Genomic DNA, 11,821 nt, shown 5'->3' on the forward strand with positions numbered 1-11,821 from the left:
CGCGCGGGATTGGCACGTGGGAGGACCGCCGACCGAGGCGCGTGCACGGCAAGGTATCGCCAATCCGGCCCCGGCCAGGGGGTGGGGGCGTGCGCTCTCGACTGTGTCCTGGGGTCATCAGCCCTGAAACATTTGTTTCGAACGACGATATTTTGGCTGTACCTTCAGCGCGAATGGGACACTATGAACCACGCGCGGCGGCAAGCCTCGTCAAGGTTTCCCAGGCTGAAACCACGCCTGACGCTACGTCAGGCGCCGAACCGGCTTTTCTAATTTTAATGAAAACTTACCCGTCCGAGGTGAATGTGACCTTGGGTAAAGTGAAAAGGTGTAACCTATCAATGATTACTTAGGCTCTGGCCGGTTGACAGCCCCAGATACCAAGTATGCAATCGCCTTATGCTGCGAGGGGTCGGCCGTACGCCCGCGTAGTGCTTAAAAGTACGGCGCCGAGGAAACAACGCGACGTCCGCAGGCTCCGCCATAAGGAGCCGCGACGTCCAGGGAGGGAATAGAATGTCGCGATCTCTGCGTATGCGGAGCCTGCTGGCCATGGGTGCGTCCGTGACCGTGCTGGCCGCCGTCGCCACCCCAGCCTTCGCTCAAACCACGCCCGGCGCCCAGCAAGGCGGCGGCAACGTGCTCGAGGAACTGGTCGTCACCGCCCAGAAAAAGGAAGAAGCCCTGCAGGACGTGCCGATCGCGGTGTCGGCCTTCAGCCAGGACAGCCTGGAAGCGCAAAAGATCGACGGCGGCCCCAACCTGCAACTGGCCATTCCCAACGTCACCTTCGCCAAGGGCAACTTCACCAACAGCTTCAACTTCGCGATCCGCGGCATCGGCAACAAGGCCGTCGGCGTCTCGACCGACGGCGGCGTCGGCGTCCACGAGAACAACGCCCCGCTGCAGTCGGGCAACCTGTTCGACGCCGAGTTCTTCGACGTGGAGCGCGTCGAAGTGCTGCGCGGTCCGCAAGGCACGCTGTACGGCCGCAACGCCACCGGCGGCGTGGTCAACATCATCACCGCCAAGCCGACCGACACCTTCGAGGCCCAGATCCGGGCCGAGATCGGCAACTACAGCACCCAGAAGCTGCGCGGCATGATCAACATGCCGATCGTCGGCGACAAGCTGGCCATCCGCGTGGCCGGCAACTATCTCAAGCGCGACGGCTTCGTCACCAACACCTACAACGGCCACAAGGTCGACGACCGCGACCTGTACTCGACCCGCGTCTCGGTGATGTTCAATCCCACCGACTCGCTGCGCACCAACTTCATGTGGGAGCACTTCAACGAGGACGACAGCCGCGCCCGCGTCGGCAAGCAGCTCTGCACCAAGGACAACGGCCCGGCCACGCTCGGCGGCGTGCCCACCGGCGCGGCTCGCGCCTTCCTGACCCAGGGCTGCCAGAACGCCTCGCTGTACAGCAACAACGCCTACGGCACCGTCAACACCTCGGGCACCCTGACCGGCGAACTGGGCAACATCTTCGGCTTCACCAGCGGCGACGCCAACGCCGGCGACACCACCAGCCACGACCTGCGTGAAATCGAGACGCTGTTCGACCCGATCTACCAATCCAGCTCGGACATCTACCAGTTCAATCTGGACTACGACCTCACCGACCAGCTGACCCTGACGGCCATGACGTCGTACAGCGAGGGCGAGGTCTATACGAAGCTGGACTACAACCGGAACGTCTCGACCGTTCCGTTCAACAGCACGGGGCTTTCCCCGGGCGGCTTCTTCACCGACCCGCAGGTCGGCACCACCAACAAGTTCACCACCCTGGACGTCTCCTCGGGCACGTCCAAGCAGTGGAGCCAGGAAATCCGGCTGCAGTCGAACTTCGACGGTCCGCTGAACTTCAACTTCGGCGGCATCTATTTCGACTACAAGACCGTCACCGACTACTACGTGATCGGCAACTCGCTGACGATGTCGGCCATGGCGCTGAACTTCCAGAAGACCGGCAACCCCAATTGCAGCCCGGTCGCCCTGCCGACCACCTGCATCGGCATCGACCCCAACGCCACGCCGGACGGCAGCGGCCACAACTATTATGACAACCGCTCGCCCTATCACCTGAAGTCGAACGCCCTGTTCGGCGAACTGTACTGGCAGGCCAACGAGAAGCTGAAGTTCACCCTGGGCCTGCGCCGCACCCACGACGACAAGACCCTGGACGTCTACGACACCGTCCTGCTGTCGCCGGGCATCGGCCTGAAGCAGAGCACCACCAACCCGCAGGAAAAGTCGGTCTTCAACGAACTGACCGGCCGCTTCGGCTTCGACTACAAGCTGACCGACGACAACCTGCTCTATGCCTTCTATTCCAAGGGCTACAAGGGCGGCGGCTCGAACCCGCCGGCGGCGGTCGGCTCGGCCGTCAAGCCGCAGTTCGACCCGGAATTCGTCAACGCGTTCGAGCTGGGATCGAAGAACACCCTGATGGGCGGCAGCCTGATGCTGAACGCCACCGGCTTCTACTATGACTATCAGGGCTACCAGATCTCCAAGATCGTCAGCCGCACCTCGGTCAACGAGAACATCAACGCCACGGTCTACGGCCTGGAGCTGGAATCGGTCTGGTCGCCGGTTCACAACCTGCGCCTGAACGCCAACGTCGGTTACCTGCACACCAAGATCGCCGACGGCGTGGCGTCGATCGACACCATGGACCGCACCCAGCACAACCCGGCCTATACCCTGGTCAAGGCGGGCCCCAGCCTGCCCAACGCCGCGGTCGGCTCCAACTGCGTGGTGACCACCGCGGGCGCCGCCACGATCATCGGGGCCGGGGCCGGCGCGACCCTGCCGTTCGCCTGCGGCGGTCCGCAAGTCTACCAGGCCTTCCTGCAGACCCCGGCCGCTCTCGGCGGCGCGGGCCTGCCGCCCGCCACGGCGGCCTTCCTGGCCAACATGACGGGCCTGTACAACTACGGCGCCGGCTATTCGATCGAGGGCACCACGGCGGACCTGTCGGGCAACGAGCTGCCCAACTCGCCGCACTGGACCACCTCGGTCGGCGCCCAGTACACCTGGGACTTCTCGGGCGGCTGGTCGGCCACCCTGCGCGGCGACTACTACCGCCAGAGCAAGCAGTTCACCCGGGTCTACAACACCGCCTACGACACGCTGGAGTCGTGGGACAACACCACCGTCACTCTGAAGGTCGAAAAGCCGGAGTGGGGGCTGTCGATCGACGCCTATGTCAAGAACCTGAGCGACGACACCCCGATCACCGACGCCTACACCACCGACGACAGCTCGGGCCTGTTCACGAACCTGATCACGCTGGAGCCGCGCACCTACGGCGTCAGCGTCACCAAGTCGTTCTAGGCAAGAGCGCCAAAACCGCCTCTCTCGAGGCGACTTTGGGCGGAACCAGGAAGGGCGGCGGAGCGATCCGCCGCCCTTTTTGTTTGGACGGGGCCGAAGGGGCGCCGCGGCCGAAGATCAGATCGCGAGCAGGTCGCGTTTTTCGGCGCTCGACCCTGAGCGGACGTTGGCGCCCTTCTCCTCCCCCGTTTCACGGGTGAGGAGAGGAACGCAATGTCCGCGACCCATCGTGGCGGACGCCTTGAGAACGCCGGGCGGACAGGCCTTCCCCCCAAGGACCGCGCGTCGCAAGGCCCCAAATCCCCAAACACGTCGACCATTTACGACTCCGCAACGCCAACGGGTGAAGGTGAGGTCCCCAAAACGCCTCGCCGAACGGCCGCATGGACACCCTCGCCCGACTTATCGACCGCCGAGCCCCGATCGCTCCCACGACCCCGTGCGGTGACGTCGCGGCGATGTTCCATGTCCAGGCCGACGCCGCCGCCATCGCCGTGGTCGTGGACGGCAAGCCGCTGGGCATGGTCTATCGCGACGTGTTCCAGGGCCAGATGGCCGTCGCGCCCGAGCTGGCGGCAAGCCCGATCTCCGAGGTCATGGACCGCGAGGCGCGCACGGTCGAGGCCAGCGTGTCGGCCGCCGCCTTCGTCGACCGCCTGACCCAAAGCGCCACCCCGATCTTCCGCAGCGCCTATCTCGCCGTCGACGAGGCGGGCGACTATGTCGGCGTCGGCGGGCTGAGCTCGCTGCTCACCTCGCACCGCCGCCGCCAGCGCGAGGCCGACGACGCCATGGCCCTGGTCGAGCGCATGGCCCACGACATCGGCCGCCATCTGGAAGGCGTCCTGGCCTTCACCGAACGGCTGGAGCAGTCGCGGCTGACGCCCGACGCCGCCGCCTATGTCCGCGCCATCGGCGACACCAGCCGCGACATGAGCCAGGTGCTCGGCCGCGCCATGGACCTTCGCCGCGCCGCGACCGGCGACCTGGCCCTGGCGCCGGCGCCGGCCCTGCTGCGCGACCTCAGCGACGCCGTCGAGGCCCGCTGGGCCCCCCGCGCGGCCGAGGGCGGCTCGACCCTGCTGTTCTCCTATGACGGCGACCCGGACGCCGCCGCCCTGATCGACGCCGACCGCGTGCTGCAGGTGTTCGACGCCCTGATCGAGAGCGCCCTGGCCAGCGGCCGCGGCGTCATCGAGGCCAGCCTCAAGGTCCACCACGTCGAGAACGGCCTGATGCTGGAAGGTCGGGTGCGCGACAACGCCCCCGGCTCGGCCGAGGCTCGCCTGGCCCGGGTGTTCGCCCCGCTGGGCGCGGGCTGCATCGAGGACAGCAACGAGCTGGCCCTGGGCGTCGGCATGGCCCTGGCCCACGGCCTGACCCGCGCCATGGGCGGCCCGCTGCGGGCCGAGGCCAACATGGGCGCCGGCCTGACCGTGCAGTTCGCGCTGAGCGTTCCCGAGGCGACCCTCACGGCGTCGGCCGGCGAGGAGCCGAGGCTCGACACCCGTTCGGCCCACATCCTGATCGTCGACGACAACGCCACCAACCGCATGGTCGCCGAGGCGCTGTGCGAGATGTTCGACTGCACCTCCGAGCAGGTGGCCGACGGCGCCGAGGCCGTCGAGGCCGCCAAGTCGGGCCGTTTCGATCTTATCCTGATGGACATCAAGATGCCGCGCATGGACGGCGTCGCCGCCACCCGCGCCATCCGCGACCTGCCCGGCCGGGCCGGCGCCGCGCCGATCGTCGCCCTGACCGCCAACGCCGACCCCAACGACGTGGCCACCTACATCGCCGCCGGCATGCAGGACGTGGTGGAAAAGCCCATCAAGCCCGAACGCCTGGCCGCGGTGCTGTCGGCCCTGCTGAGCGACGACGAGGACGACGCCGGCGAAGACGCCGAGGCCGCGGCCTAGGGCTGTCGACGCTCGGTGTTTCGGACGGCTCCGTCGCGAACGGCCCTTCAGTCCGCGGTCAGCAGCGCCTCCAGCTTGCCATAGACGTCGTCCAGGCCGTCGGTGAAGCCGGCGGCGATCGCGGCGGCCCGCGCCTCGGCGTCGGCGTAGCGCATCACCTGGGTCATGCGGGTCCCGGCGCCGCGCGCGACCAGGTCCGTCGTGACCTCGACACGGTAAGAGGTATCGCCGCTGAAATGCTCGACATGGGTCATGTGATGCGGGGCGTCGGCGGCCAGGATCGGCCCCCAGAAAAAGAACGCCTCCCATTCGAAGTGAAAGGCCCCGCCCGGACGCGCGTCCATCTCGCAGCGCTTCATCTCGCCCAGCCACAGGGGGATCAGCGCGGGCTCGGTCAAACCCCGCCAGACGCGGGCGGGCGGATGGGTGAAATCGCGACGGATGACGATGTCGGTTTCGCCGTCCATCACGAGCTGCAGCTGGGTCAGGTCCAGGGTCATGGTCATCGGGTGCTCCTTTCAGGATTGGCGGAAGGGGTTTGGTCGGTTTCGTCCGACAGGCCGTCGAGAACCGCGTCCAGCTTCTGGAACCGCGTCTCCCAAAGCGCCCGGTATTGGCCGAGCCAGTCCCAGAGCGCCTCGACCGCGTCCGGTTTCAGGCGGCGGGGGCGGGCCGTGCCGTCTATGCGGGTCTCGATCAGCCCCGCCGCCTCCAGCACCTTCAGGTGGCGGCTGATCGCGGGCTGGCTGATGGAAAAGGGACGGGCGAGGTCCTGCACCGTCGCCTCGCCCTGCGCCAGCCGCGCGATGATGGCGCGGCGGGTGGGGTCGGCCAGGGCGGCGAAGGACTGGTCAAAAGTGGTCACGACGGGGCATCCATTATATAACGTATCTGCTATATAACAAAATCATGATGCAAGTAAAGCCGAGACCGCAGCCTAGGGGCGCCCCTCTGGCGGTGTTCAGCCGCCCGGCTTGTACGGCAGGGGCATCGGGACTAGCGTCCGCGACAGCAGAACAGCTGGGAGGCCAGACCATGAAGCCCATGCTCTTCCTGGCCGCCGCCGCGGCCATGTCGTCCGCGGTCCCGGCCTCGGCCGACAACGGCCAGAGGTTCGACCACGCCGCCCAGATTAACGCCTATTCCAACGTCCTGCCGCGCGACCATGCCCGGGCGTGCTTCGACGGGCGGTTCATCGCCGGCGCCAATCGGTCCGGTCCGAACATCCTCTATGTCCAGTCGCCCAAGGGGGCGATCTTTCGCCTGCGGATGGCCAGCAATTGCCCGGCCCTGGACGACGCCCACAAGCTGACCATGCGGTCCAACGGCGGCGACCTCATCTGCTCCGGAGACCCGGCCGAGACCGTCGCCTGGACGGCGGCGGGCTCGCGGCGTTGCTACGTCAACGAGGTCCATTGGCTGAACCCAGACGAAAGGCTCGCGCTCGCGACGGCGGTCGGGCGATAGTCTCGACGCGCGAGGTCCCCGCGCCTTTCGCGCCGGGTTAGGGTGCGCCATGCTCCAGCGCCTGCGCCGATCCCTGACCACCTTGCCCGACGCGCGCGGCTGGGCGCTGTGCGGCCTGGTCGCGGCGGTCACCGGAAGCCTGATGGCGGTCCTCGGCTTTTCGACCGGGCTCTACGCCCTGACCCCGACCGTTCCCGGCCTGCCGCCGCGGCTGCTGACCGTGCTGTTCGTGCCGGCCCTGGGCGAGGAGATCCCGTTTCGCGGCCTGCTGGTTCCCGGCCGCGACGAGACCTCCAAGCCCTGGCCGGCGATCGCGGTCTCGACCGCGCTCTATGTCGCCTGGCATCCGCTGGAGGCCCTGACCTTCCTGCCCCGGGGCGCGATGTTCCTGCGCCCGGACTTCCTGGCCTGCACGGCGATCCTCGGCCTCGGCTGCGCCCTGATGCGCTGGCGGACGGGCTCGCTGTGGCCGGCGGTGATCCTGCACGGCGGCTTCGTGGTGGTCTGGCAGACCTGGCTGGGCGGGGTGCGGCTGTAGCTTAAGGCCCTCCCCCTGTGGGGGAGGTGTCGGCGAAGCCGACGGAGGGGGGAGTGATCGGACGCCGACCAAGCCTGCGATCCGCGACCCGAAAACGCCCCCCACCGATCGCTTCGCGATCGCCTCCCCCATAGGGGGAGGGATTTAGAAACTGAACGCCAGCTTCGCCCCCACGAACTTGCCGTCGGGGTCGTAGCCGCGGGCGCGGCCCGCGCCGCTGTCGTCGGCGTTGGGTTTCAGGCCGCACAGCAGGCCCGCGCCCAGCACGGCGTCGCCGGCCTTGCTCTCGACCGAGGTCCGCGCCACCCCGGGCGGGAGCGGCGTCGGGGCCCGCGAATACAGCACCGGCAGGCCGGGCGCGGTCAGGTCCAGGGGCTTGGCCGGGGCCAGGGACAGCCTGGGGGCGGGCCGCGTCGCCTCGGCCTGGGCGACGCCGGCGAGGGCGAAGGCCGCGGTCAGGGCGAGCGGGGCGAGGCGGAGAGCGACCATCATGTCTCCAAGATGGGAAGCCGGCGGCGGGCCCCAAGGGTCCTCCAAACGCCTCCCCCGGTAAAGCGCGCACGCGCCGTCCAGCCTGCGACGCTGCATCGCAGCAAAACCCTTGTGAATGACAACGTTGTCATGTAATGTCGCGCTCATGGGGACGATTTGATGTCCCGCCCAACCTGGATGAAGAAAATGCTCAGCCTGATCGTTCTGACCCTCTCGGCCATCAAGGCGCAGCGCGACGCCGCCTGAAACGCCTAAACAGCCCCGCTTCGGCGGCTGACCTTAAAAGGCCCGCGAACCCTCCGGTTCGCGGGCCTTTTCGTTGTGCGACGCAACATCGGCCGTCCGCGACGGAACGTCACCGGTCCGCGCAAGCTGGGCCTGTCGGGCGAGCTGTGGCACGCCGACTGCGCCCCGGCCGCTCTGGGACAGCAGCGCCGAGACGCTTCGCAGGTGGGGCCTGGCGGACCGAACCTAGCGTCCGGCCGCCGCGATCTCCGCGGTCAGGCCGAACGCCGTGGCGATCTGCCCGGCGAACGCGATCGTGGTCAGGTCCTCCAGGAACGGACCGATGAACTGCGCGCCGATCGGCAGGCCGTCGCGGGTGCGCCCGATCGGCGCCGCCGTGGCCGGCAGGTGCGGCATGCCGGCGATCAGCGGCCAGGCGGTCTGCGGGGCGAAGGCGACGTCGGCGCCGTCGATCCGCAGGGTCCGGTTCAGCCCCGGCCAGGGGTCGTGATCGGCGAACTGCGGAAAGGCCGGCGTGGCGTAGCAGGGCGCGATCACCACGTCGAAGGCCTTGAAGAAGTCGTCCCAACGCCGCCGCAGCATCTCCTGGGCGATCAGGCAGTCGTAGTAGTCCTTGACCGTGCCCTTGGGCTCGGGCGCGTCGGGGTTCATGCCGGTCCTGTAGGTCCAGGCGAATTTCTCCACCAGCGCGTGGGAGTCGGCCAGTGACGGCAGCAGCGGGCTCTCCCGCGACACCGAGGCCCCGGCCTTCTCAAGTTCCGCCGCCAGGGTGTCGATGGCCCCGACGATCTCGTCGTCGACCGTCGCGGTCGGATGCCCGGTCAGGACGAACACCCGATAGCCGGAGAGCGTGGCGTGCCGGGGCGGCGGCAGGTCCAGCCGGTAGGCCGCGGCGTCGCGCCCTTCCGGGCCGGACAGCACCTTGAGGGCCAGCTCCAGGTCGGCCGCCGTGCGCGCCATCGGCCCCGCCGCCGCCCAGGCCCGGCCCACGATGACGCCGCCGCCCGGCGGTCCATGTCCCTCCAGCGAGATCAGCGGGAACGACGACAGGTGGCCGTGGACGCCGCAGAACGAGGCCGGAATGCGGATCGAGCCGCCGGCGTCGCCGCCCAGCTCCAACGGCACCATGCCCGCCGCCAGGGCGGCCGCCGATCCGCCCGACGAGCCGCCGCACGACCTCGCCAGGTCGTGCGGATTGCGGGTCCGGCCGTAGATCGGGTTGTCGACCTGGTAGTCCGCCAGGCCGGCCGCGACATTGGTCTTGCCCAGAATGACCGCGCCGGCCGCCTTCAGCCGTCGCACCGCCGCGGCGTCCTCGGTGGGCCGGTAGTCGCGCGCGATCTCCAGTCCGAACGTGGTCGGCAGGCCGGCGATGTTGAAGCATTCCTTGACGGTCATGGGCACGCCGGCCAGCGGCAGGTCGGCGCCCAGGGCGACGGCCAGGTCGACCTGGCGGGCCTGGCCGCGCGCGCGATCGAAGTCGCGCACGACCACCGCGTTGATCGGCCCGTCCAGCGCCTCGATCCGGGCGATCGCCGCGTCGGTCAGCTCCAGGGCGCTGACGGATCCGGCGCGGACGGCCTGGGCGAGCGCCGTCGCGCTCGCCGTCGGCGATGCGGCAAGTTCATGCATGATGGGGACCCCTTCGGTTGAGGGGTCCGAAAGCTACGCATAAAACGCCGCTCGCCAATTCTTGAACTGAGTTATTTCATCCCCAATTCCAGTATGCCGGAGGGGCGAGGCGGCGAACTTCGCCGAACTCGGAGCCCGGCTCGGCCGGCCGCGAACCGTCCTTTTAATCCGTCATTCCCGCCCTGAAACGACGGGGATACGCCGCTACCGACAATGAGCGGCTCCGGCGCCGACCATGCACGCGTCGCGCCCGCGAGCGAGGCTGGATTGACCCAGATCAACGCGCGGACGTGACCGTGTCTGAGGATGTGGCATGTCGATGACCATTCGCGTCAGTACGATCCTCTCCCTTCGAGGCATACTGGCCGATCGGCCCGGTGTGCTTGGCGATCTGGTCATCTGCGTCTTCGGAGTCGGCGCCGCCCTGGCCCTTCGTCTTGCCCTGAGCCCATGGATCGAGGGCGCGCAGTTCATCACCTTCTTTCCGGCGGTGATCCTCGTGACCTTGTTCTGCGGAACATGGCCAGGTCTGGTGGCGATCGGTCTCTCGGTTCTGGCCGCGACCCAGGTGTTGCACGGCGGCGAAGTTTCGCTCGCCCAGGCCAACGCCGTCGTGCTGTTTGTCATCGTCGCCACCATGGACGTGTCGATCATCTCGGCCATGCTCGCGGCGAACGCCGCCCAGAAGGCGTCGTCGCAGCGGATCGGAGAGCTGAACGCCAGCCTGCGCCGGAGCGAGGCGAAGTTCCGCAACCTGATCGAGACCGCCCCCGACGCCATGGTGATCGCCGACAAGGACGACCGCATCGTCATCTTTAACGCCCAGGCCGAACACATGTTCGGTTACGCGCGCGCCGAGCTGATCGGCCAGTCGATCGCCGTCCTGCTGCCGGAACGGTTCCGGCAGCCCCACGCCGGCAAGGTCGCCGCGTTCCTGGCAAGCCCGGGCCTGCGGCGGATGGGCGAAGGCGCCGATATCTTCGGGCGGCGCAAGGACGGCACGGAATTCCCCGTGGAATCCAACCTCAGCCTGCTGCCGGGCGAGGACAACGACCTGGTCTGCGCCGCGATCCGCGACATCACCGCGCGGCGGGAGAGCCGCGAGTTGCAGAAACTGTTGATCCGCGAGCTCAATCATCGCGTGAAGAACACCCTGGCCAGCGTTCAGTCGATCGTCCACCAGACCCTCAAGACCGCCGGTTCCCCAGAAGCCTTCAGCGAAGCTCTGACCGCACGGCTGGCGGCCCTGTCGCAGAGCCACGATGTGCTCACGCGCAGCGATTGGTCAGGCGCCGACGTCCGCGAGATCGTCGCCGAGCAGCTGCGCCCCTACGGGAGCGGTTCCGCCTGCCGGTTCAGCGTGACGGGGCCGGATGTAAAGCTGCAGCCTAATCGGGCGGTGACTCTCGGCATGGTGCTCGGCGAACTCGCGACCAACGCGGCCAAGTACGGGGCGCTCTCCAACAGGGGCAGGGTCGCGGTGCGATGGAGGCGGCGTTCGGAGCTGGGCGCGCCTCGCCTGCGACTGCTCTGGCTCGAGCGCGGCGGCCCTTGCCTCGCCGTCCCGACGCAGCGCGGGTTCGGCACGCGGCTGATCGAACGCAGCTTGGTCGGCCTGGGCGGGGCGGCGCGCCTACGCTTCGGTTCCCGCGGCGTCGCATGCAGGCTCGACTTCCCGCTGCTGGAAACCGAGACGTGAGCTCTCGCGGAGACTCCCGAGACCTGGCGGGCCGGCGCATTCTCCTGGTCGAGGATGAGCCGTTGCTCGCCATGTTGGTCGAGGACCTGATCGGCGAGGTCGGCGGCGTCGTGGTGGGGCCGGCGGGCTCGGTCGATGAAGCCCTCAAGGTTTTGGCGGCGGGCAAATTGGATGGCGCCATCCTTGATGTGAATCTGGGCGGCGAAATGGTCTATCCCGTCGCCGATACGCTCGCTGCTCAGGGCGTGCCCTTCGTCTTCGTCACCGGCTACGGCCGCCATGGCATGACAGGGACCCACAGCGAACGGACGACCGTCCAGAAGCCATTCAATCCGACGACCTTCGCCGATGAGGTCGCGGCGGCCCTGTTTCCACCGGACAACGCGGCGTGCGCCGCGGCCTTTTCCCCGGGTTCATAGTCCCTGGAGATCGGCGCCAGCTCACGGTGATGCTCGAACTCGCCGAAGCCGTCCTCCTTGAGGG

The 11,821-nt window shown here is 68.2% G+C and carries 10 protein-coding genes; 6 read left to right on the forward strand and 4 right to left on the reverse strand.

Annotated elements, in window-relative coordinates; translation table 11 throughout:
• Nucleotides 1–516 precede the first annotated feature (516 nt).
• The gene (locus tag ASD38_RS19325; protein WP_056462609.1) at nt 517–3,345 is read left to right on the forward strand and encodes a TonB-dependent receptor; all 2,829 of its coding nucleotides are present in this window, start codon (nt 517–519) and stop codon (nt 3,343–3,345) included.
• 383 nt (nt 3,346–3,728) lie between these two features.
• On the forward strand, nt 3,729–5,264 hold the full coding sequence (locus tag ASD38_RS19330; protein WP_056442992.1) for an ATP-binding response regulator: 1,536 nt from the start codon (nt 3,729–3,731) through the stop codon (nt 5,262–5,264).
• A 47-nt stretch (nt 5,265–5,311) separates the two neighbouring features.
• Here ASD38_RS19330 and ASD38_RS19335 read toward each other — a convergent pair whose 3' ends face one another.
• Together ASD38_RS19335 and ASD38_RS19340 are read right to left on the reverse strand one after the other, a co-directional pair.
• Complete coding sequence (locus tag ASD38_RS19335) at nt 5,312–5,770, reverse strand: SRPBCC family protein (RefSeq protein ID WP_056462611.1); 459 nt, start codon at nt 5,768–5,770, stop codon at nt 5,312–5,314.
• Nucleotides 5,767–6,129, reverse strand: coding sequence for an ArsR/SmtB family transcription factor (locus ASD38_RS19340; RefSeq protein WP_056462617.1), 363 nt, complete (start codon nt 6,127–6,129; stop codon nt 5,767–5,769). Before ASD38_RS19340 ends, ASD38_RS19335 begins: the two co-directional genes overlap by 4 nt.
• Before the next feature lie 170 nt (nt 6,130–6,299).
• On the opposite strand from ASD38_RS19340, the gene ASD38_RS19345 reads away from it, so the two are divergent.
• Both ASD38_RS19345 and ASD38_RS19350 read left to right on the forward strand, forming a co-directional pair.
• Nucleotides 6,300–6,731, forward strand: a complete 432-nt coding sequence (locus ASD38_RS19345) for a hypothetical protein (RefSeq protein WP_235523898.1) — start codon at nt 6,300–6,302, stop codon at nt 6,729–6,731.
• A gap of 49 nt (nt 6,732–6,780) precedes the next feature.
• Nucleotides 6,781–7,269 carry a CPBP family glutamic-type intramembrane protease gene (locus tag ASD38_RS19350; RefSeq protein WP_056462629.1) on the forward strand — a complete coding sequence of 163 codons (489 nt, stop codon included), beginning with the start codon at nt 6,781–6,783 and terminating at the stop codon, nt 7,267–7,269.
• A 144-nt stretch (nt 7,270–7,413) separates the two neighbouring features.
• Here the strand turns inward: ASD38_RS19350 and ASD38_RS19355 are convergent, their stop codons facing one another.
• Entirely contained in the window at nt 7,414–7,761 is a 348-nt protein-coding gene (locus tag ASD38_RS19355) for a hypothetical protein (protein WP_156390794.1), read from the reverse strand.
• Nucleotides 7,762–8,232: 471 nt separating this feature from the next.
• Nucleotides 8,233–9,639: an amidase family protein gene (locus ASD38_RS19360; RefSeq protein WP_056462632.1), complete on the reverse strand. Its 1,407-nt coding sequence runs from the start codon at nt 9,637–9,639 to the stop codon at nt 8,233–8,235.
• Nucleotides 9,640–9,952: 313 nt separating this feature from the next.
• Between ASD38_RS19360 and ASD38_RS19365 the strand changes: the two genes are divergently transcribed.
• Both ASD38_RS19365 and ASD38_RS19370 read left to right on the forward strand, forming a co-directional pair.
• Nucleotides 9,953–11,338, forward strand: a complete 1,386-nt coding sequence (locus ASD38_RS19365) for a sensor histidine kinase (protein WP_082554796.1) — start codon at nt 9,953–9,955, stop codon at nt 11,336–11,338.
• Nucleotides 11,299–11,757, forward strand: coding sequence for a response regulator (locus tag ASD38_RS19370; protein ID WP_082554795.1), 459 nt, complete (start codon nt 11,299–11,301; stop codon nt 11,755–11,757). Before ASD38_RS19365 ends, ASD38_RS19370 begins: the two co-directional genes overlap by 40 nt.
• The last annotated feature ends 64 nt before the right edge of the window (nt 11,758–11,821 follow it).

Source organism: Caulobacter sp. Root487D2Y, from assembly GCF_001427165.1.
Lineage (GTDB): Bacteria > Pseudomonadota > Alphaproteobacteria > Caulobacterales > Caulobacteraceae > Caulobacter.

What these genes read in the sequence shown, in the direction of transcription:
- ASD38_RS19325 (WP_056462609.1), top strand. Translation starts at nt 517, where the DNA reads ATGTCGCGATCTCTGCGTATGCGGAGCCTGCTGGCCATGGGTGCGTCC.
- ASD38_RS19330 (WP_056442992.1), top strand. Translation starts at nt 3,729, where the DNA reads ATGGACACCCTCGCCCGACTTATCGACCGCCGAGCCCCGATCGCTCCC.
- ASD38_RS19335 (WP_056462611.1), bottom strand. Translation starts at nt 5,770, where the DNA reads ATGACCATGACCCTGGACCTGACCCAGCTGCAGCTCGTGATGGACGGC.
- ASD38_RS19345 (WP_235523898.1), top strand. Translation starts at nt 6,300, where the DNA reads ATGAAGCCCATGCTCTTCCTGGCCGCCGCCGCGGCCATGTCGTCCGCG.
- ASD38_RS19350 (WP_056462629.1), top strand. Translation starts at nt 6,781, where the DNA reads ATGCTCCAGCGCCTGCGCCGATCCCTGACCACCTTGCCCGACGCGCGC.
- ASD38_RS19355 (WP_156390794.1), bottom strand. Translation starts at nt 7,761, where the DNA reads ATGATGGTCGCTCTCCGCCTCGCCCCGCTCGCCCTGACCGCGGCCTTC.
- ASD38_RS19360 (WP_056462632.1), bottom strand. Translation starts at nt 9,639, where the DNA reads ATGCATGAACTTGCCGCATCGCCGACGGCGAGCGCGACGGCGCTCGCC.
- ASD38_RS19365 (WP_082554796.1), top strand. Translation starts at nt 9,953, where the DNA reads ATGTCGATGACCATTCGCGTCAGTACGATCCTCTCCCTTCGAGGCATA.
- ASD38_RS19370 (WP_082554795.1), top strand. Translation starts at nt 11,299, where the DNA reads ATGCAGGCTCGACTTCCCGCTGCTGGAAACCGAGACGTGAGCTCTCGC.